Here is an 18064-nt window from a genome sequence, read left to right on the forward strand (position 1 = left end):
CAAAGTGAACGAAAGCCTGATATTGCGCTTGAAGACTTACGCAACAAAGCAGGGCTTGTTTCGGCAGGCAACATGAATGGGTTCGCTGGCGATGAGCGCTAGCGCGTGGGGAACGCGTCTTTGTTGAACGCGACGATTGACGGCATTGGCAGGCGATTGGGCAGGCACTTGAGCCGCATCCCGCGCGCGGTGCGCGTGCGAAGCTTGCGCCGCAGCAACCGCGGTCTCTCTCAACGGTAAGTAGTGCGTCTAACTTTCAGGGCTGGATTTAAAGGCAGGACATGAGAAACGGTCAAAACAAGCAGCGGATGCGCAACCGGAATAACAACAACAACAATAACAACCGGCGCGGCCAGAACCCGATGACCCGGGTTTACGAGTCCAACGGACCCGACATCAAGATTCGCGGCACCGCCTCGCACATCGCCGAGAAATATCTTCAGCTCGCGCGTGACGCGCGCTCCTCCGGCGACCCGGTCGCGGCCGAGAACTACTACCAGCACGCTGAGCACTATTTCCGCCTGATCGCCGCCGCCCAGGAACAGTTCCGCCAGAACCAGCAGCAGCCGCGCGGCGACGAGCCCGTCAGCACCAGCAGCGAGGACGGCGAGGACGACGGCGAGAATTTCTCCAACTTCGGCCAGGAGCCGGGCTTCGTCCCGCAGCCCCAGCAGCAGCCCTTTATGCGCGACAACCAGCAGCGCGATCACCAGCGTGACCATCAACGCGACCGCGACAACCAGCCCTACCAGCGCGATCAGCAGCAGCCCCGCGAGCATCGCGAGCGCGACCATCGTCAGCAGCAGCAGCCGCAATACCAGCCGCAACCGCAGAACCAGCCGCAGCCGGTGATTGCCGATGCTGGCAGCGTCGACCGGCTGCCCTCCTTCATCACCGGCGCGCAGCCGCAGGTGAATGGCAGCTTCGAAGGTGGCGGTAGTGGCGGTGGCGAGCGCTATCCGCGGCGGCGCCGTCGGCCGCACGGCCCGCGCCCCGAGCGCGAGGCGGCACCTGCCGGACAGGGCGACGATCACGCGGCGGGCGAGTAAGCCACGCGCTCTGTGCGAGTCTCGAGTTGCAAACGTCCCGGCCCCGCCGGGACGTTTTGCTTTTCGGATTTGCTTTTTCAGCGGCGCGTTGCTGCGGGCGAGGACGGCACCAGCACCGGCTTCAGCGACGGAATCAGCCGCGCGCGTTCGCGCGTGGCGGGGATGACGCGATAGACCTGCTTGGTCGCTTCGACGATGTGCACGCCGGCGAAGGGCAGCGACAGCGCAGCACCCGCCCGCTCCCACACCAGCGCCGACTTGAGCAGCCAGCCGCCGGCATAGGGCGGCATGAAGAGCGCCTCGCCCCAGGACGCCGGCGTGAACCAGGTCTGGCGCAGGAGGTCGGTGATCTGCGAACGCGAATAGGGCCGGCCGTGACCGAACGGCGTGCTCTCGGTGCGGGTCCAGACGCCACGCCGGTTCGGGATGACAGCCATGACGCGGCCCGACGGCGCCAGCACCCGCCATACCTCGCGCAGCAGCGCCGCCGGATCGTCGCACATCTCCAGCGCATGGACGAGCAGGATGCGGTCGAACGCCGCGTCCGGCAGCGGCAGCGAGAATTCGTCGACCAGCGCGGCCAGCGCAGGCCGCCCCGTGGGCCATTTCAGCACGCCCTGGGCCGCCGGCATGAAGGCGATGCAGCGCTCGGCGTCTTCGCGGAACAGGCCGAGATAGGGCGTGGGATAGCCGATCCCGAGCACCCGCTGCCCCTCGGCGCCAGGCCAGCGCTGCCTGATGCCGCGATTGATCAACTGCCGGGCCACGATGCCGAGGCGGCGCGAGTAGAAGTCGCGAAGATCAATCACGTCGATGGTCATGGCGGCAATGTAACATGCGAGCGGCGGATGCCGCGCGCGGAATATTGCATTGCCTGCGCAGCGTTAACGCCATATTTGTCTGACGGGGCTGAGCGCGATGGAGATGTCATGGCCGCCGAAATTCGTACTTTCACCTGTTTAAACGACAATTTCGGTTATCTCATCCACGATGTGGAAACCAAGGCGACCGCCTCGGTCGACGCCCCGGAAGCCGGCCCGATCCTGAAGGCGCTGGAGCGGGAGGGCTGGACGCTCACCGACATCCTCATCACCCATCATCACGGCGACCATGTCGGCGGCGTTGCCGAGTTGAAGCAGAAGTATAACTGCCGCGTCGTCGCCCCGCATGACAAGACGACGAAGATCGCCAATGTCGACCTCAGGGTCGTCAACGGCGACGTCGTGAAGATCGGCAATCTGCTCGGACGCGTGCTGGAGACGCCAGGCCATACGCTCGATCATATCTCCTACGTCTTCGATGCGGAGAAGACGGTGTTCGCCGCCGACACGCTGTTCTCGATCGGCTGCGGCCGGGTCTTCGAGGGCACCTACCCGATGATGTGGGATTCGCTTCTGAAGCTGCGCGCCCTGCCTGACGACTTCAATCTCTATTGCGGCCACGAATACACCGCCTCCAACGTCAAGTTCGCGCTCACGGTCGAGCCGGACAATCCGGCGCTGCAGGCCCGCGCGGCCGAAGTGACGAAGCTCAGGGCCGAGAACAAGCCGACCATTCCCTCACTGCTTGGTGATGAGAAGCGAGCAAACGTGTTCCTGCGCGCCGATGAACTCTCGGTGGCAACCAAGCTACACATGAGGGGCGCGGATGCCGCCGCCGTGTTCGGCGAGTTGCGCGAACGCAAGAACAAGTCCTGACGGGGACCAATGCCGACAGCAGCCGAGATCATTGCGCGCCTCGAGCTCCGACCACACCCCGAGGGTGGCCACTATCGCGAGACGTTTCGCGACCAGACCACCGATGCCAACGGGCGGTCGCGCTCGACTTCGATCTACTTCCTGCTCGCCCGCGGTGAGCGCTCGCACTGGCATCGCATCGACGCGGTGGAGGTCTGGCACTATTACGCCGGAAGCCCACTGACGCTGCGCATCGCCCATGACGGCTGCTCGCAGCACCTGGTGCGGCTCGGCACGGATCTCCTCGGCGGCGAGCGGCCGCAGGCGATCGTGCCCGCATGTGCATGGCAGGCCGCCGAGAGCACCGGCGAATGGACCCTGGTCGGCTGCTCCGTAGCGCCAGCCTTCGAGTTTGCGAAATTCGAGCTCGCGCCGAAGGGCTGGGAGCCGTGACGCAATCTGGAATCGGGTGGGATCAATCCATCACCCATCGTAGGACGGCGCTCGCAACGAACAGGAGCGCATCATGCACGGAACATTCGGTTCCCCGACGATCCAGATCGACCCCGCCATTCTCTATTTCGGGACGCCCGTCGTCCTGATCGGCTCGTCCAATGAGGACGGCTCGCACAATCTTGCGCCGATGTCCTCGGCCTGGTGGGTGGGATGGCGCTGTGTGCTCGGGCTCGCGCGCAATTCAAAGACCACCGAGAACATGATCCGCAGCGGCGAATGCGTGCTCAACCTGCCGTCCGCGGATCTCGTCGCTGCGGTCGATCGTCTGGCCCGCACCACCGGTTCGGATCCCGTGCCGCCGAGCAAGGCCTATCGCGGCTACCGGCACGAGAAGGACAAGTTCGGCGTGAGCGGCCTGACTGCAGTTTCAGCGGAGACCGTCGGCGCGCCGCGCGTGGCGGAATGCCCGGTGCAGATGGAAGCGAAGGTCGCGCATGTGCACGAGATGGCGCAGGACGACCCGATGTTTCGCGGCCATCTCACCGCAATCGAGGTCCGCATCACGCGCGTGCATGCGCATCCCGACATCATGATGGAGGGTGCGAGCAACCGCATCGATCCCGACAAATGGCGGCCGCTGATCCTGAGTTTTCAGGAGTTCTATGGGCTCACGCCGCAGCGCCTGCAGCGCTCAGAGCTCGGACAGATTCCGGAGGTGATGTACCGGCCGCCGGGCTGGCGGCCGGCGCTCTAGCCAGACTTAACCGTCTTCTTCCACACCATGTCCTTCGCCGCGATCAGGCCGCCGCCGGCGATCAGGATCGCGGCGATGGCGATATTGGCGCTGGCTTTCGCGTAGCCTGCGGCGATCAGGAATCCGGTCGAGAGCAGCGGCGTCGCGTAGGAGGCCGCGCCCAGCACGCGGATGTCGCCGCGCTTCATGCCGATGTCCCAGGCGTAGAACGCGGCACCCACGGGGCCGATGCCGAGCCCGAGCACCGCGAGCCATTGCAGCGTGGTTGTCGGCCACACGGTGGTCTCGACGCCGAGATGCACCAGCGCTGCGAGCGCTGCGGTTGCCAGGCAGAAGCCCGCGACCGCATCCGTCGGCACCGCCTTCAGGCGTCGCGACAGCACCGAATAGGCTCCCCAGACGAAGGCGGCGACGACGGCTGCGATCAGCCCGGGCACTTGTCCCGGTGCGAAGCCACTGGTGTTGCCCGCAAACAGCGTCACCGTGCCGACGAGACCGAGCACCGCGCCGATGACGTGATGGACGGCGAGCCGCTCGCCCGGCAGGAACGAGGAGAACAGCACGATCAGCAGCGGCCAGAGATAGTTCAGCAGGCCCGCTTCTGCCGGGGGCGCGAAGCGCAGCGCGAGGAAATAGAGCGCGTGATAGCCGAACAGCCCGCCGATGCCGACCGCCCACACCACAGGCGGCTGACGCAGGCTGGCCGCCGCCTCGCTGCGTCCGATCCAGGTGAGGAGGCCGACGAGGCCGCCAATCGCGAAGGTCATTGCGGCGAGTTGGAACGCCGGAATCGTGCCGGTCGCAACCGTTAGCAACGCGAGCAGCGACCAGAGCAAGATTGCGGTCAATCCGATCAGCGTGGCGGTACGGGAAGTCATCGAAGGAGGCCTTGTCATTCCGGGGCGGCTCGAAGAGCCGAGCCCGGAATCTCGAGATTCCGGGTCTGGCGCTGTCGCGCCATCCCGGAATGACAGTGCATGCGCAGATGCCCGGGACAAGCCCGGGCATGACGACGCGGCTGATATCAGAGGACGTGATGCGTCCGCATCACACCATGTATTGCCCGCCGTTGACCGACAGCGTCGAGCCGGTGATGGCGCCGGCCTCGTCGGCGGCGAGGAACACGACCGCGCGCGCGATTTCTTCCGGCTCACCCAGGCGCCCGATCGGGATCAGCGGCAGGATCGACTTTTCAAGCACGTCCTTCGGCACCGCCTGCACCATCTCGGTATTGATGTAGCCCGGGCAGATCGCATTCACGGTGACGCCGCCCTTGGCATTCTCCAGCGCGAGCGCCTTGGTGAATCCGATCTCGCCGGCCTTCGCCGCGGAATAGTTCACCTGGCCGAACTGGCCCTTTTGGCCGTTGATCGAGGAGATGTTGATGATGCGCCCGAACTTGCGTCCACGCATCCCTTCAATGACCTGACGCGACATGTTGAACAGCGAGCCGAGATTGGTACCGATCACTGCGTTCCATTGTTCCTGGCTCATCTTGTGGAAGGCACCGTCCTTGGTGATGCCGGCATTGTTGACGAGCACGTCGACAGGGCCGACCTCGGCCTCGACCTGCTTCACGCCCGCGGCGCAGGCATCGAAGGAACTCACGTCCCATTTGTAGACGGCAATGCCGGTCTCGGCCTTGAACTTCTCCGCCGCCGCGTCATTGCCGGCGTAGCTCGCCGCGACCTTGTAGCCCGCAGCCTTCAGCGCCTTGCTGATTGCAGCACCGATGCCCCGCGTACCACCCGTGACCAATGCGACACGTGCCATATTGTATTCCTTCCCTCAACGTTACTTAGGACGTTTACTTAAACGCATAATTCGACGTTTCCGACGATTTCAGCGATCGTTTTAATGACGGATTATGCGGGTCATTTGACGGACATCAAGAACAAAACGCCCGGCGGTGAGCCGGGCGTTTGTCTTTAGTCGAGGCTTACGCGGTTGCGAAGAATATTTGAGATGCAACCGCCGCCTTTTTAGCCGCGTGCAGCGCACGCGTTACTTTTTAGTCGCGAGCCAAGGCTTTTTAGTCGCGGGCCAAGCACATCGCGATGCCCATGCCGCCGCCGATGCAGAGCGTGGCGAGGCCCTTCTTGGCATCGCGCTTCTGCATCTCGTGCAGCAGCGTCACCAGCACGCGCGCGCCGGAAGCGCCGACGGGATGACCGATCGCGATCGCGCCGCCATTGACGTTGACCTTGGACGTATCCCAGCCAAGGTCCTTGTTGACGGCGCAGGCCTGCGCCGCAAAGGCTTCGTTGGCCTCGATCAGATCGAGATCGCCGACGCTCCAGCCGGCCTTCTTCAGCGCGGCGCGCGAGGCCGGGATCGGGCCCGAGCCCATGATCTTCGGATCGACGCCGGCCTGCGCCCAGGACACGATGCGCGCGAGCGGCTTCTTGCCTTCCTTGGCCGCCTGCTTCGCCGTCATCAGCACCACGGCGGCAGCGCCGTCATTGATGCCGGAGGCCGAACCCGCGGTGACGGTACCTTCCTTCTCGAAGGCGGGACGAAGTTTTGCCATCGCCTCGAGCGTTGCACCATGGCGAGGATATTCGTCGGCGCTGACCACCACATCGCCCTTGCGGGTCTTGATGGTGACCGGAACGATCTCGTCGTTGAACTTGCCGGCCTTCTGCGCGGCTTCCGCCTTCTGCTGCGAGGCGACCGCGAACTCGTCCTGCTGGGCGCGGGTGATCTGCCACTGCCGCGCGACATTCTCGGCGGTGTTGCCCATATGGTAGCCGTTGAAGGCATCCCACAGCCCGTCCTTGATCATGGTGTCGACGAACTCGAGCGCGCCCATCTTGACGCCGCCGCGCAGGTACTGGGCGTGCGGGGCCATGCTCATGGATTCCTGGCCGCCGGCCACGACGATTTCGGAATCGCCGTTGAGCAGCGCCTGGTAGCCGAGCGCAACCGTGCGCAGGCCCGAGCCGCAAAGCTGGTTGACGCCCCAGGCCGGGCTCTCCACCGGGATACCGGCCGCGATCGAGGCCTGGCGAGCCGGGTTCTGGCCCTGAGCAGCGGTCAGGATCTGCCCCATGATGACTTCCGAGACCCGGCCGGGCTCGATGCCACCACGCTCCAGCGCGGCCTTGATGGCGATGGCGCCGAGGTCATGGGCGGGAAGGGTCGCGAAGGCTCCGTTGAAGCTTCCGACCGGGGTGCGGGCGGCGCTGACGATGACGACATCGTCTGACATGGGCATCTCCTGGGGCTTGAGGTTCTTTTTCGAAGGGGCAGGCGAGCGATCGAAATGGGTTCGCCAGTCTCGAATGTCATCCTGTTAACGTCGTTGCGGCATGTCAATCGGCCGGAGACCGGTTTTACGCCGCACCGCATTCAAAATAGCGTTCTTGGCTGTTTCGCAAGCAACTTTTTGCTCCCCGATTAACCGTGGCGCACAAAACGGTAGCGTGAGGCCGTTGAAAATGCTTATTTTGTTGCGTTGCGTACTCTTCCCGCCCTGCGGCAATTGCCGTCGGGTTCCCCGTTCTCAGCGTTGTTCAAGTGAGAGCCCATGGCGAAATCAGACCAACCCACCACCATCAAGAAATACGCGAACCGCCGGCTCTATAACACCGGGACGAGCACCTATGTGACGCTGGAAGATCTCGCCGCCATGGTGAAGGAAGGCGAGGATTTCCTGGTCTACGACGCCAAGACCGGCGACGACATCACCCGCTCGGTGCTCGCGCAGATCATCTTCGAGCAGGAGAACAAGGCCGGCCAGAACCTGCTCCCGACCACCTTCCTGCGCCAGCTCATCCGCTTCTACGGCGACAGCATGCAGATGGTGGTGCCGAAATATCTGGAGCAGTCGATCGCGACGCTGACCCAGGAGCAGGAGAAGTTCCGCAAGCAGATTGCGAGCACTCTCTCCGGCACGCCCTTCGCGCCGCTGGAAGAACAGGTCCGCCGCAACATGGAGCTGTTCCAGCAGACCTTCTCGATGTTCAAGCCGTTCGCCCCGCGCACCGGCTCGCCGGAGCCCGAGCCCGACGCCGGCGCCGAGCCGCCCAAGGACGCCAACATCGACGAACTGCGCCAGCAGATGAAGGACATGCAGGAGCGGCTGGAGCGGATGTCGAAGAAGGAAGAGTAGGTTTTTCTTTCGTACGCCGCGGCCTGTCTGCAAGCCGCTTTACCAATACCAACCCCACGATGTCGTCCTGGCGAAAGCCAGGACCCATACCGCGTGATCTCTCGATCGCGTGCAGTGTGAATACCGGCTGAAATTCCACGACTGCCAATCTTCGCCAAACCCTCCCTGGGGTAATGGGTCCTGACTTTCGCCAGGACGACGTTGGGGCTTGCTTCCCCAATCCCGTCATCGCGCGCGCAGCATCCCAACCGCAGTCACCCTCCGTAAACTACCGCGCTTAAGGGAATTTTCCCGGATCGCCGCTACGCTCAGCGCCTCAGTTACGTTGCGTTAAGTGTGTTGGCCCGCCCGAGAAGCTCCTCACCGATGACGACGAACCGCAAGACCAGGCCGGAGGCCGCCGGCACGGAAGCCCTGCTCGCGCTGAGCCAGCTTGCGCTCGATCGCATGGAGCAGGGCGTCTGTGTCTACGACGCGGACAACCGGGTCATACTGTTCAACCGGCGCTATCTCGAGCTGTTCAACATGTCGGCCGACGTGGTGCGGACAGGCGCGAGTTATCGCGATGTGCTCGCGCACTCGGCCTCGCTCGGCAACTTTCCCGTGAGTGAGGTCGACAATCTCTTCCGCGAGCGCATCGCGCTGCTTTCGGCCGGCAAGCCGTTTCGCGCGGAGCAGAGGCTGTCGAACGGGCTAGTGCTGGCGCTCGACCTGAAGCCCCTGCCCGAGGGCGGATGGATGACGATCTGCGACGACGTCAGCCGCCTCGCCCGGCTCGAGGCGGAGTTGCGTTTGCAGGCCGAGCGCAGCCGGCACGCGCTCGCCAACATGTCGCACGGCCTCGTGATGTACGATGCCGAGGGCAGTCTGATCGTCTGCAACAACCAGTTCATCGAGCTCTATGGTCTTGATCCCGACATCATCAAGCCGGGCGTGGCGCACCAGGCGCTGGTCGAGCACTGGTTCGCACGCGGCAATTCGGCCGAGACGCCGGCCGAGACATTCCACGACAACCGGATGAAAGAGGTTCGCCGGCAAAGTCCGAACATGGTGTTTCTCAAGCGCTTCGACGGACGGATCACGCAGGCCGTCTCGCGCTTCCTGCCCGAAGGCGGGTGGGTGACCTCGCATGAGGACGTCACCGAGCGGCGGAAGCAGGAAGAGGCGCTGAAGCAGCAGAACATGCTGCTCGATGGCGCGCTCGAGAACATGGCGCACGGGCTGTGCTTCTACGACAGCGACATGCGGCTGCGTCTCAGCAACAACCGCTATCGCGAGATCTACCGGCTGTCGGAAGAGGAGGCCCGGCCCGGCACGCATCTCGGCGAGCTGATCGAACGCTCGATGGCCAACGGCGCCTTCTCCTCGGAATACTCGCCGCAGCAAATTCTCGATGCCGCTCGCGCCCGCATCAAGAGCCGCGACCACTCCGCGATGCGCCGGCGCATGGCTGATGACACCGTGGTCTCGGTGCGCTATTGCACCTTGCCCGAGGGCGGCTTCGTCGCGACCTATGAGGACATCACCGAGCGCGAACGCGCGATCGAGGAGCTGAGCGAGCAGTATCGCCGGTTCGACGCGGCGCTCAACAATATGAGCCAGGGGCTGTGCATGCTCGACAGCCATCTGCGCGTCATCGTCTGCAACACCCGCTACATCGAGATGTACGGCCTCTCGCCCGACGTGGTGAAACCTGGCATCTCCATGCGCGAGATCATGGAGTATAGCTGCTCGCTCGGCATCCACCCGAACACCACGGCGGCGCAGCTCTATGCAGATTATGTCGAGCGGTTGCGCGAGGGTGAGCACACGCTGCACCGTCACCTCAGCGACGGGCGCATCATCAAGCTGAACCACAAGCGGATGGCGCATGGCGGCTGGGTCGTCACCTATGAGGACGTCACCGAGCGCCACAAGGCGCAGGCGCGCGTCGCCCATATGGCGCGGCACGACTCATTGACGGAATTGCCCAACCGCACGCTGTTCCGCGACAGGATGAACGACGGCCTGGCCGAGATCACGGTGTCCGGCGGCGAGATGGCGGTGCTGTGCCTCGACCTCGACAATTTCAAAACAGTCAACGACCGGCTCGGCCATGCTGCCGGCGACCGCCTGTTGCGCTGGGTGGCCGCGCGGCTGAAGGAGCATGCCGGCGAGCACGACACGGTGGCGCGGCTCGGCGGCGACGAATTCGCGCTACTGCAACGCGGACCGCAACCGGAATCCGCCGAACGGCTGGCGCGCCGTCTGGTCGAGATCATCGGCCGGCCGCCGCCGCTGGAGAACCAGTCGATCCATGTCGGCGTCAGCATCGGCATTGCGCTCGCGCCCGAGCACGGGCTCGACGCCGATGAATTGATGAAATGCGCCGACCTCGCGCTATACCAGGCCAAGGCCAAGGGCCGCGGCGCCTACCAGCTCTTCCAGCCCGAGATGGAGGAGCTGGCACGCTCGCGGCACGCGCTGGAGCACGATCTGCGCGGCGCGCTGGAAGCGCGCGAATTCCATCTCGTCTTTCAGCCGCAGGTTCGCCTCGATAGCTCCGAGCTGACCGGCTTCGAGGCGCTGTTGCGCTGGAAGCACCCGGTGCGCGGCATGGTGTCGCCCGCCGAATTCATTCCGATCGCGGAGGAGACCGGACTCATCATTCCGATCGGCGAGTGGGTGCTGCGGGCGGCCTGTGCAACCGCGGTCACCTGGCCCGAGACCATGACCATCGCAGTGAACCTGTCGCCGGTGCAGTTCCGCTCCCGCGGGCTGGTCGCCATGGTCACGAACGCGCTGGCCGAAGCCGGCCTGCCGCCGCAACGGCTCGAGCTCGAGGTCACCGAGACCGCGCTGCTCGACGACAACGAGACCACCATCGACACGCTGCACCAGCTCCGCGCCCTCGGCGTGCGCATCAGCCTCGACGATTTTGGCGTCGGTTATTCCTCGCTGAGCTACTTGCGCAAGTTTCCGTTCGACCGGATCAAGATCGACCGCTCCTTCGTCGGCACGCTCGGTGAGAGCCCGGAGAGCGTGGCCATCGTCCGCACCATCGCGAGCCTCGGCTCCGTGCTTGGCGTCGAGACCACGGCCGAAGGCGTCGAGACCTCGGACCAGCTCGAATTCGTCCGCGCATCCGGCTGCACCGCCGTCCAGGGTTTTTACTTTGGCCGCCCCTGCCCCGCCGCGGAGATCGATCGCATGATCGAGAGCCTGAGCGCGATCCGCCGCGTGGCGTAAAGCTGCAACCTCGAAGGAATCGTAGGGTGGGCAAAGGCGCGTCAGCGCCGTGCCCACCATCTCTCTACGCCTCGAAAGAAGTGGTGGGCACGCTTCGCTTTGCCCACCCTACGGACTCCGCGCAAGCCGGGCGAGGGAGCCCCGCGAGTCGCGCGGTAACAGCTCACGCCTCACTCCTCATCATTGCCCTCCAGCCGGTCGCGTAGCGCCGTCACCACGCGATGCGCGGTTTCGATCTCCTTGACCGATAGTCCGTCCGCGAGACCATTGACCCACGGCGCCTGCAGGCGGAGCGCCGCGTCGAAGGTCTGCTGCCCCTTGCCGGTGAGGACGACGAGCTGCGCGCGGCGATGATGCGGATTGGTCTCGAATGCGACGAGCCCGTCGCGTTCGAGATCGTTGACGATGCGCTGCACGTTCTGGCGGTTGGCCCCGAGGTTGCGGGCGAGCCAGGCGACCGGCTCGGGCCGCTCTGCACTGACGATGGCCCCCAGGATCTGCCAGCGAGCGCTGGTCAGGCCGAGCTGCGCCACCAGCCGGTCGCCGGCCGTGAGAAGCAGGCTGTTGGCGCGGAACAGCTCGAGAATGCAGTCGGTCAAGGCGTCGCCCGCCGGGGTTCTCTTGGTCCTGGTCATTCGTCACCATATTTCTATCTTGACATCATCATGTCAATTAGCTACGACCTATCATACCGAATTGACATCATATACCCAAATTGACGGAACCGACCATGGCCCTGCGTCCTCTCGACCCCGCCTTCCCGATCGACCGGCAGATCGCGATCGATGCCGGCCCCGTCGTGCTGGTGAATTTGTTCACGCTCGACAAGGCCGACGAACAGCAGTTCCTGGAAACCTGGCAGGACGACGCCGCCTTCATGAAGCGGCAGCCCGGCTTCATCTCCACCCAGCTTCACCGCGCGCTCGGCGACAGCCCGACCTATCTGAACTACGCAGTGTGGGAATCGACCACGGCCTTCCGCGCCGCGTTCACACATTCGGAATTCCGGGCGAAGATTTCGGCCTACCCATCCTCCGCCGTCGGCAGCCCGCATCTGTTCCAGAAGGTCGCGATTCCCGACATCTGCGTCGCGTAGGCGTCGCGCGCGCGAGGACAACACGACATGATCAAGAGCATCCATCCCATCGCCGGCGCTGTCGCGATCGTCACGATTGCGGCGTTCTGGCTATCGACGGCGCTGACCGAGCTGTTCGCGCCCCACGGGGTCGTTGCGCTGGTCAAGACCGCGATACCATGGGGTTTCCTGCTGCTCATTCCGGCGCTGGCCGCGGCAGGAGGCTCGGGATTCGGCCTGGCCAAAGGGCGGCGGGCCGGATTGGTCGGGGCGAAGATCAAGCGCATGCCGTTCATCGCTGCGAACGGCATTTTGGTTCTCATCCCCTCGGCACTGTTCCTCGCGTCCAAGGCGAACGCTGGCGAGTTCGATACAGGCTTCTATGCCGTGCAGGCGCTCGAACTGGCCGCAGGCGCGACAAACATCACGCTGCTCGGCCTGAACATGCGGGACGGCCTGAGAATGAAGGGCAGGCTTCGCCGCCAACCGGCGTGACGCACCGACGATCGCGACGCTGAACGTCTGGTCGCCCTGTCGGCTCCGTTGAAAATTCCGTGTCTCGGCACGTGCGCGCAAGACCAATTGTCGCACGTGCTTTCTGCCGCGGAAATCGTCCGTCTCCGAGCGCTGCGCGATTGGCGCGATGCGCTTTTCTTCTCCGGCTTTTTCAGGGACAATCCTCCCTGCAAGAAAACCAAGAACAGCGGTCGGTCGACGACGACCGCGAGGGAGGCGTTGCGATGTCGCGTTATCGGCTGGGAACGATTGTATTTGCCATGGGTGCGCTGCTCTCCGTTGCGGCCGGCGCCCAGGATTATCCGACCAAGCCGATCACGCTGATCGTGCCGTGGCCAGCCGGCGGGTCGACCGACCTCTCGATGCGCGCGATCGCCGACAGTGCCTCGAAAGTGCTGGGCCAGCCGATCGTGATCGACAACAAGGCCGGCGGCAGCGGCACGGTCGGCCCCGCGACCATGGCGGCGGCGGCAAAGCCCGACGGCTACACCATCGCGCAGATCCCGATCACGGTGTTCCGCCTGCCCCTGATGCAGGAAGTGTCTTGGGATCCGGCGAAGGATTTTACCTACATCGTCCATCTCACCGGCTACACGTTTGGCGTGACTACCAGCGCGGAGTCGCAGTTCAAGAGCTGGAAGGACGTGGTCGACTTCGCCAAGGCCAACCCAGGCAAGGTGACCTATGCGACGCCGGGCACCGGCACCTCGCTGCATATCGGCATGGAGCAGATCGCCGCGATGTCCGGCATCAAGCTCACCCAGGTGCCGTTCAAGGGCGGCGCGGAGACCAACGCCGCGGTGCTGGGACAGCACACCATGCTGCAGGCCGACTCCACCGGTTGGCGGCCGCTGGTCGACGCCGGCAAGCTGAAGCTGCTGATGGTGTGGACCGGCGCGCGTTCGCCGAACTATCCCGACGTGCCGACGCTGAAGGAGCTCGGCTATCCCATGATCTACGACTCCCCGTTTGGAGTCGCGGGTCCCAAGGGCATGGACCCAAAAATCGTCGCCAAGCTGCACGATGCCTTCAAGAAGGCGGTCGAGGACCCCGCGGTCATCGCCACGCTCGCCAAATACGACATGGTGCCGAACTACAAGAACACCGAGGACTACAAGAAGTTCGTCGTCGAGGTCACGGAATCCGAGCGCAAGGTCATCGACACGCTCGGGCTGGCGAAGAAGTAGACTGGCGAAGAACAACTTGAGTTGCCGCAAATTCCGGCGTCATCCTGAGGTGCGAGCCGCCCTTGCGGCTCGCCTCGAAGGATGGACACGGGCACCGTCGCCCTTCGAGGGCCGCTGAAGAAGCGGCCACCTCTGCGACAACGGCTTCGCCGTTGCGCGAGGGTGGCGGTGGTCTGGAGGCGCTTCACATGGACAACGACCGCAACGTCAAACTCCGCCTCAGCAATTCCGAACTCTGGGGCGGGCTGATCGGGCTGGCGCTCGGCGGCTTCGTGATCTGGCAGGGATTGAAGCTCAAGCTCGGCACCATCAACGATCCCGGCTCCGGCTATGTGCTGTTCTACACAGGCATTTTGATGTGCGTGTTCGCGGCCGCCATCATCTTCTCGGCGATCACCGAGGGCGGGCCGACGCTGGCGTCGCGCTGGGAGAATACGCGCTGGACCAAGCCGCTGCTGCTGATCGCCTGCCTCACCGCGTTCTCCTTCGCGCTGGAGCCGCTCGGCTTCCTGCTGTCGTCGATCCCCTTGATGCTGCTGCTGTTGCGCCTGATCGATCCGGTGCGCTGGACGCTTGCGGTCCCGATCGCGGTGCTGGTGCCATCAGGCATGTGGTGGGTGCTCAAGCGCCTCTTGTTGATCCAACTGCCTTCGGGCCTGTTCGGGATCGGTTGATCGCATGGATACGCTTGCCAATGTCGCGCACGGGTTCGGCGTCGCGCTGACCGGAATCAACCTGCTCTACTGCTTCATCGGCGTCTTCATCGGCACGCTGGTCGGCGTGCTGCCCGGCATCGGGCCGATCTCGGCGATGTCGCTGCTGCTGCCGGTGACGCTGTCAGGCACGCCGGAATCCGGCATCATCATGATGGCCGGCATCTACTACGGCTCGATGTATGGCGGATCGACCACCTCGATCCTGGTCAACATCCCCGGCGAAGCGGCCTCCGTCGTCACCTGCATCGACGGTCACCAGATGGCGAAGCAGGGCCGCGCCGGCCCCGCGCTCGGCATCTCCGCCTTCGGCTCCTTCATCGCCGGCACGTTTGCGCTCGTCGCCTTGATGCTGGTGGCGCCAAAGCTTGCGAGCATCGCCATCGCGTTCGGGCCTGCGGAGTATTTCAGCCTGATGGTGCTCGGCCTCGTCGTGCTCACCTTCCTCACCCAAGGCTCGATGCCGAAGGCGCTCTTGATGGCCTGCATCGGCGTGGTGCTCGGCCTGATCGGGCTCGACAGCATCACCGCGCAGCCGCGCCTCACCTTCGGCCGCATGGAGCTGATCGACGGCATCGGTCTCGTGCCGGTCGTGATGGGGCTGTTCGGCGTCGCCGAGGTGCTGCTCAACACCGAGCAGGTGATCAAGCGCGACATCATCAACACCAAGATCACGCAGCTATTGCCGAACAAGGCGGACTGGCAGGCCAGCACGGGGCCCGTGGCGCGCGGCACGCTGCTCGGCTTCCTGCTCGGCATTTTGCCGGGCGGCGGTGCGGTCGTTGCCTCGTTCGCCTCTTATGCGCTGGAGAAGCGGCTGTCGAAGACGCCGGAGCGCTTTGGCCATGGCGCGATCGAGGGCGTCGCGGGTCCGGAGTCCGCCAACAATGCGGCGGCCGGCGGTGCGTTCATTCCGCTGATGACCTTGGGCATCCCACCGAATGTAGTGATGGCGCTGCTCTTGGGTGCGTTCGTCATCCACGGCCTGCAGCCGGGGCCGCTGCTGATTACGCAAAACCCCGGCCTGTTCTGGGGCATCGTCGCCAGCATGTATATCGGCAACCTCATGCTGCTGGTGCTCAATTTGCCGATGATCGGCATGTGGGTGCAGCTGTTGAAGCTGCCCTACAACATCCTGTTCCCGCTGATCATCCTGTTCACGATCCTCGGCGTCTACTGCTCGAGCAATAACGTGTTCGACGTCTATGTGATGATCGCCTTCGGCGCGATCGGTTACTTCATGCGCAAGCTCGGCTTCGAGCCGGCGCCGCTGGTGCTGGCCTTCGTGCTGGGGCCGATGATGGAGAACAACTTACGCAAATCGCTGATCCTGTCGCAGGGCGACCTCTGGACCTTTGTGCAGCGACCGATTTCGGCGACGTGCCTCGCGCTGGCGCTGGTGCTGTTGATCGCGCCGCTGTTGCCCGCGCTGCGCAAGAAGCGCGAGCTGGTGGCGCTGGATGAGGGGGCGTGACGCGAATTCCGGCGTCGTAGGGTGGGCAAAGGCGCTCTTCCGCCGTGCCCACCATCTTTCCGCGATTGCGACAGAGGCGGTGGGCACGCTTCGCTTTGTCCACCCTACAAATTCCTACCCTGCCGCGGGCAGCGCGCTGTCCGGCGGCGCGCCCCACGGACGCTCAGCCGACGCAAGGCCGATCAGCCGGCCTTGGATGAAATCGCAACCCCAGTCGCGCAGCAGGTTGGCGGCCTCCTCGTCCTGCACCCATTCGGCAACCGTCTTGATGTCGAGGCGGCGGGCGAGGTCGATCAGCGTATGCACGAAGGCGCGGTCGTCGGCGGAATGGGTGATGTTCTGCACGAAGGCGCCGTCGATCTTGACGATATCCACGCCGAGCTTGCGCAGGTTGCGGAACGAGGTGTAGCCGGCGCCAAAATCGTCGATGGCAATGCGGCTGCCAAAATGCTTGAGGCGCCCGACGAAGGCGCGGACGTCGTCGATGTCCTGGATCGCGACCGTCTCGGTGATCTCGACGATCAATCGCTCGGCGACGCCGGGATGGGCAAGCATCAACGATTCGATGGAAGCCCACCAGTCCGGATCCATGGTGGTGTCGGGCGAGATGTTGAGGCTGAGCTGCACATGCGGCGAGGCCGCCAGCTCGGCAACCACGAGCTCGAGCACGCGGTGATCGACGAGCCGGATCAGGCCGAGCCGTTCGGCGACCGGCACGATATCGGGCGCGAGCAGCGTTGAGCCATCGCCCTGCTCCATCCGCACCAGGCATTCGTAGAACGCGCCCTCGCGCGAGGCGGCCGCCACCACCGGCTCATAGGCGAGCACGATGCGGCGTTCGTTCAGCGCGGTGACGATCTCGTCGGTGACGCGGATGTTGACGCGGCGCTGCGCATCGCGCTCGGCGTTCGGACGCCAGATACCGAACGAGCCGGCGCGCCGGCGCTTGGCGGCATCCAGCGTCTCGTGGGCGCGGTTGACCGCCTCGTCGGCGTTGCGCGCGTAGCGCGGCACGCTGACGGCGCCGATCGAGGCCGTGACCGAGACCGGTCCGGATCTCGTCGGCACCACATCGTCGCGGATGCCGGCGAGGAAACGCTCGGCCGCGACGTTCATGTCGTCGATGGTGCAGTTCTTCAGGATCAGGCCGAACTTGTTGCCGGAGAAGCGGCCGAGCACGTCACCGCCGCGTAAGCGCGCGCGGATGCGCTTGGCGATGTCGAGGATCACGGCGTCGGCGACGTCGAAGCCGAAGGCGTCGTTGACGCGGGCGAGATGATCGATGCCGACCAGCATGAAGGCCGCGGTCGAGCGGAAGCGGGTCGATTCTTCGATGGCTTCCGCGAGCGCGGCGATCAAATGGGTGCGGTTGAGTTCGCCGGTGAGCGGATCGAGACGCGCGAGCCTCACCAGCTCCTCGTCGCGGGCATGGCGCTCATTGTTGACGCGGACGATGCCCTGCGCGCGCACCGGCCGGCCGTCAGGGCCGGCGAACCAGCGCCCGGTCTCCTCGATCCAGAGCAAAGGCTCGGAGGCGCTCATGCGCACGCCGTATTCAACCCGGTAGGGCGTGCCGTCGGCGCCATGCACGGCGGAGGTCTGGGCTAGCGCGGCGGTCCGGATCGACTGCGCGGGCTCGATCAGTTTTGAAAATTCGGCACCGGAGGCGAGCCGCTCCGGCGGGATGCCCGCAAAAATCTGGCCGGCCTGGTCGCCCCACTGGATGGCGTCGCTGGCGAGGTCCCAGACGAAGACCTCCTGCCCGAGGGAGGCGAGGATGTCGGAGGCCTGCGGCACTAAAAGGGTCAAGATCGCCTCGTTT

17 protein-coding genes are annotated in these 18064 nt (G+C 64.7%); 11 read left to right on the plus strand and 6 right to left on the minus strand.

Features of this window, described 5'->3' with window-relative positions:
• Window positions 1–281: 281 nt before the first annotated feature.
• Window positions 282–1049: a DUF4167 domain-containing protein gene (locus tag KUF59_RS43330; RefSeq protein WP_212458147.1), complete on the plus strand. Its 768-nt coding sequence runs from the start codon at window positions 282–284 to the stop codon at window positions 1047–1049.
• A 77-nt stretch (window positions 1050–1126) separates the two neighbouring features.
• Here the strand turns inward: KUF59_RS43330 and KUF59_RS43335 are convergent, their stop codons facing one another.
• Window positions 1127–1870 carry a methyltransferase domain-containing protein gene (locus KUF59_RS43335; protein WP_212458148.1) on the minus strand — a complete coding sequence of 248 codons (744 nt, stop codon included), beginning with the start codon at window positions 1868–1870 and terminating at the stop codon, window positions 1127–1129.
• Window positions 1871–1978: 108 nt separating this feature from the next.
• On the opposite strand from KUF59_RS43335, the gene gloB reads away from it, so the two are divergent.
• From gloB to KUF59_RS43350, 3 genes are all read left to right on the plus strand, one after another.
• Window positions 1979–2746, plus strand: a complete 768-nt coding sequence (gene gloB / locus KUF59_RS43340) for a hydroxyacylglutathione hydrolase (protein WP_258768057.1) — start codon at window positions 1979–1981, stop codon at window positions 2744–2746.
• A 9-nt stretch (window positions 2747–2755) separates the two neighbouring features.
• The gene (locus KUF59_RS43345) at window positions 2756–3178 is read left to right on the plus strand and encodes a cupin domain-containing protein (RefSeq protein ID WP_212458150.1); all 423 of its coding nucleotides are present in this window, start codon (window positions 2756–2758) and stop codon (window positions 3176–3178) included.
• Between the two features lie 73 nt (window positions 3179–3251).
• Window positions 3252–3935 carry a flavin reductase family protein gene (locus tag KUF59_RS43350; RefSeq protein ID WP_258768058.1) on the plus strand — a complete coding sequence of 228 codons (684 nt, stop codon included), beginning with the start codon at window positions 3252–3254 and terminating at the stop codon, window positions 3933–3935.
• Here the strand turns inward: KUF59_RS43350 and yddG are convergent.
• The 3 genes from yddG to KUF59_RS43365 all read right to left on the minus strand — a co-directional run bounded on the left by yddG (window position 3932) and on the right by KUF59_RS43365 (window position 7146).
• Window positions 3932–4813, minus strand: coding sequence for an aromatic amino acid exporter YddG (gene yddG, locus KUF59_RS43355; RefSeq protein ID WP_212458152.1), 882 nt, complete (start codon window positions 4811–4813; stop codon window positions 3932–3934). The genes KUF59_RS43350 and yddG overlap by 4 nt on opposite strands.
• 169 nt (window positions 4814–4982) lie before the next feature.
• Entirely contained in the window at window positions 4983–5708 is a 726-nt protein-coding gene (phbB, locus tag KUF59_RS43360; protein WP_212458153.1) for an acetoacetyl-CoA reductase, read from the minus strand.
• Between the two features lie 259 nt (window positions 5709–5967).
• A complete protein-coding gene (locus KUF59_RS43365; protein ID WP_212458154.1) occupies window positions 5968–7146 on the minus strand; it encodes an acetyl-CoA C-acetyltransferase in 1179 nt (392 codons plus the stop codon).
• A 318-nt stretch (window positions 7147–7464) separates the two neighbouring features.
• Between KUF59_RS43365 and phaR the strand changes: the two genes are divergently transcribed.
• Together phaR and KUF59_RS43375 are read left to right on the plus strand one after the other, a co-directional pair.
• Window positions 7465–8049 (plus strand): polyhydroxyalkanoate synthesis repressor PhaR, encoded by a 585-nt coding sequence (gene phaR / locus KUF59_RS43370; protein ID WP_212458155.1) that lies wholly within the window; start codon window positions 7465–7467, stop codon window positions 8047–8049.
• A gap of 366 nt (window positions 8050–8415) precedes the next feature.
• On the plus strand, window positions 8416–11277 hold the full coding sequence (locus tag KUF59_RS43375; RefSeq protein WP_212458156.1) for a PAS-domain containing protein: 2862 nt from the start codon (window positions 8416–8418) through the stop codon (window positions 11275–11277).
• Between the two features lie 170 nt (window positions 11278–11447).
• On the opposite strand, the gene KUF59_RS43380 is transcribed toward KUF59_RS43375, so the two are convergent.
• Complete coding sequence (locus tag KUF59_RS43380) at window positions 11448–11912, minus strand: MarR family winged helix-turn-helix transcriptional regulator (protein WP_212458157.1); 465 nt, start codon at window positions 11910–11912, stop codon at window positions 11448–11450.
• Window positions 11913–12007: 95 nt separating this feature from the next.
• On the opposite strand from KUF59_RS43380, the gene KUF59_RS43385 reads away from it, so the two are divergent.
• The 5 genes from KUF59_RS43385 to KUF59_RS43405 all read left to right on the plus strand — a co-directional run bounded on the left by KUF59_RS43385 (window position 12008) and on the right by KUF59_RS43405 (window position 16242).
• Window positions 12008–12373, plus strand: a complete 366-nt coding sequence (locus tag KUF59_RS43385) for an antibiotic biosynthesis monooxygenase family protein (protein ID WP_258768059.1) — start codon at window positions 12008–12010, stop codon at window positions 12371–12373.
• A 27-nt stretch (window positions 12374–12400) separates the two neighbouring features.
• On the plus strand, window positions 12401–12847 hold the full coding sequence (locus KUF59_RS43390; RefSeq protein WP_212458159.1) for a hypothetical protein: 447 nt from the start codon (window positions 12401–12403) through the stop codon (window positions 12845–12847).
• Window positions 12848–13092: 245 nt separating this feature from the next.
• Window positions 13093–14055, plus strand: coding sequence for a tripartite tricarboxylate transporter substrate binding protein (locus tag KUF59_RS43395; protein ID WP_212458160.1), 963 nt, complete (start codon window positions 13093–13095; stop codon window positions 14053–14055).
• Between the two features lie 188 nt (window positions 14056–14243).
• Window positions 14244–14729 carry a tripartite tricarboxylate transporter TctB family protein gene (locus KUF59_RS43400; RefSeq protein ID WP_212458161.1) on the plus strand — a complete coding sequence of 162 codons (486 nt, stop codon included), beginning with the start codon at window positions 14244–14246 and terminating at the stop codon, window positions 14727–14729.
• Between the two features lie 4 nt (window positions 14730–14733).
• Window positions 14734–16242, plus strand: coding sequence for a tripartite tricarboxylate transporter permease (locus tag KUF59_RS43405; RefSeq protein ID WP_258768060.1), 1509 nt, complete (start codon window positions 14734–14736; stop codon window positions 16240–16242).
• 114 nt (window positions 16243–16356) lie between these two features.
• On the opposite strand, the gene KUF59_RS43410 is transcribed toward KUF59_RS43405, so the two are convergent.
• Complete coding sequence (locus KUF59_RS43410; RefSeq protein WP_212462449.1) at window positions 16357–18051, minus strand: bifunctional diguanylate cyclase/phosphodiesterase; 1695 nt, start codon at window positions 18049–18051, stop codon at window positions 16357–16359.
• Window positions 18052–18064: the final 13 nt, after the last annotated feature.

The sequence above is a fragment of the Bradyrhizobium arachidis genome (assembly GCF_024758505.1).
Classification (GTDB): domain Bacteria; phylum Pseudomonadota; class Alphaproteobacteria; order Rhizobiales; family Xanthobacteraceae; genus Bradyrhizobium; species Bradyrhizobium manausense_C.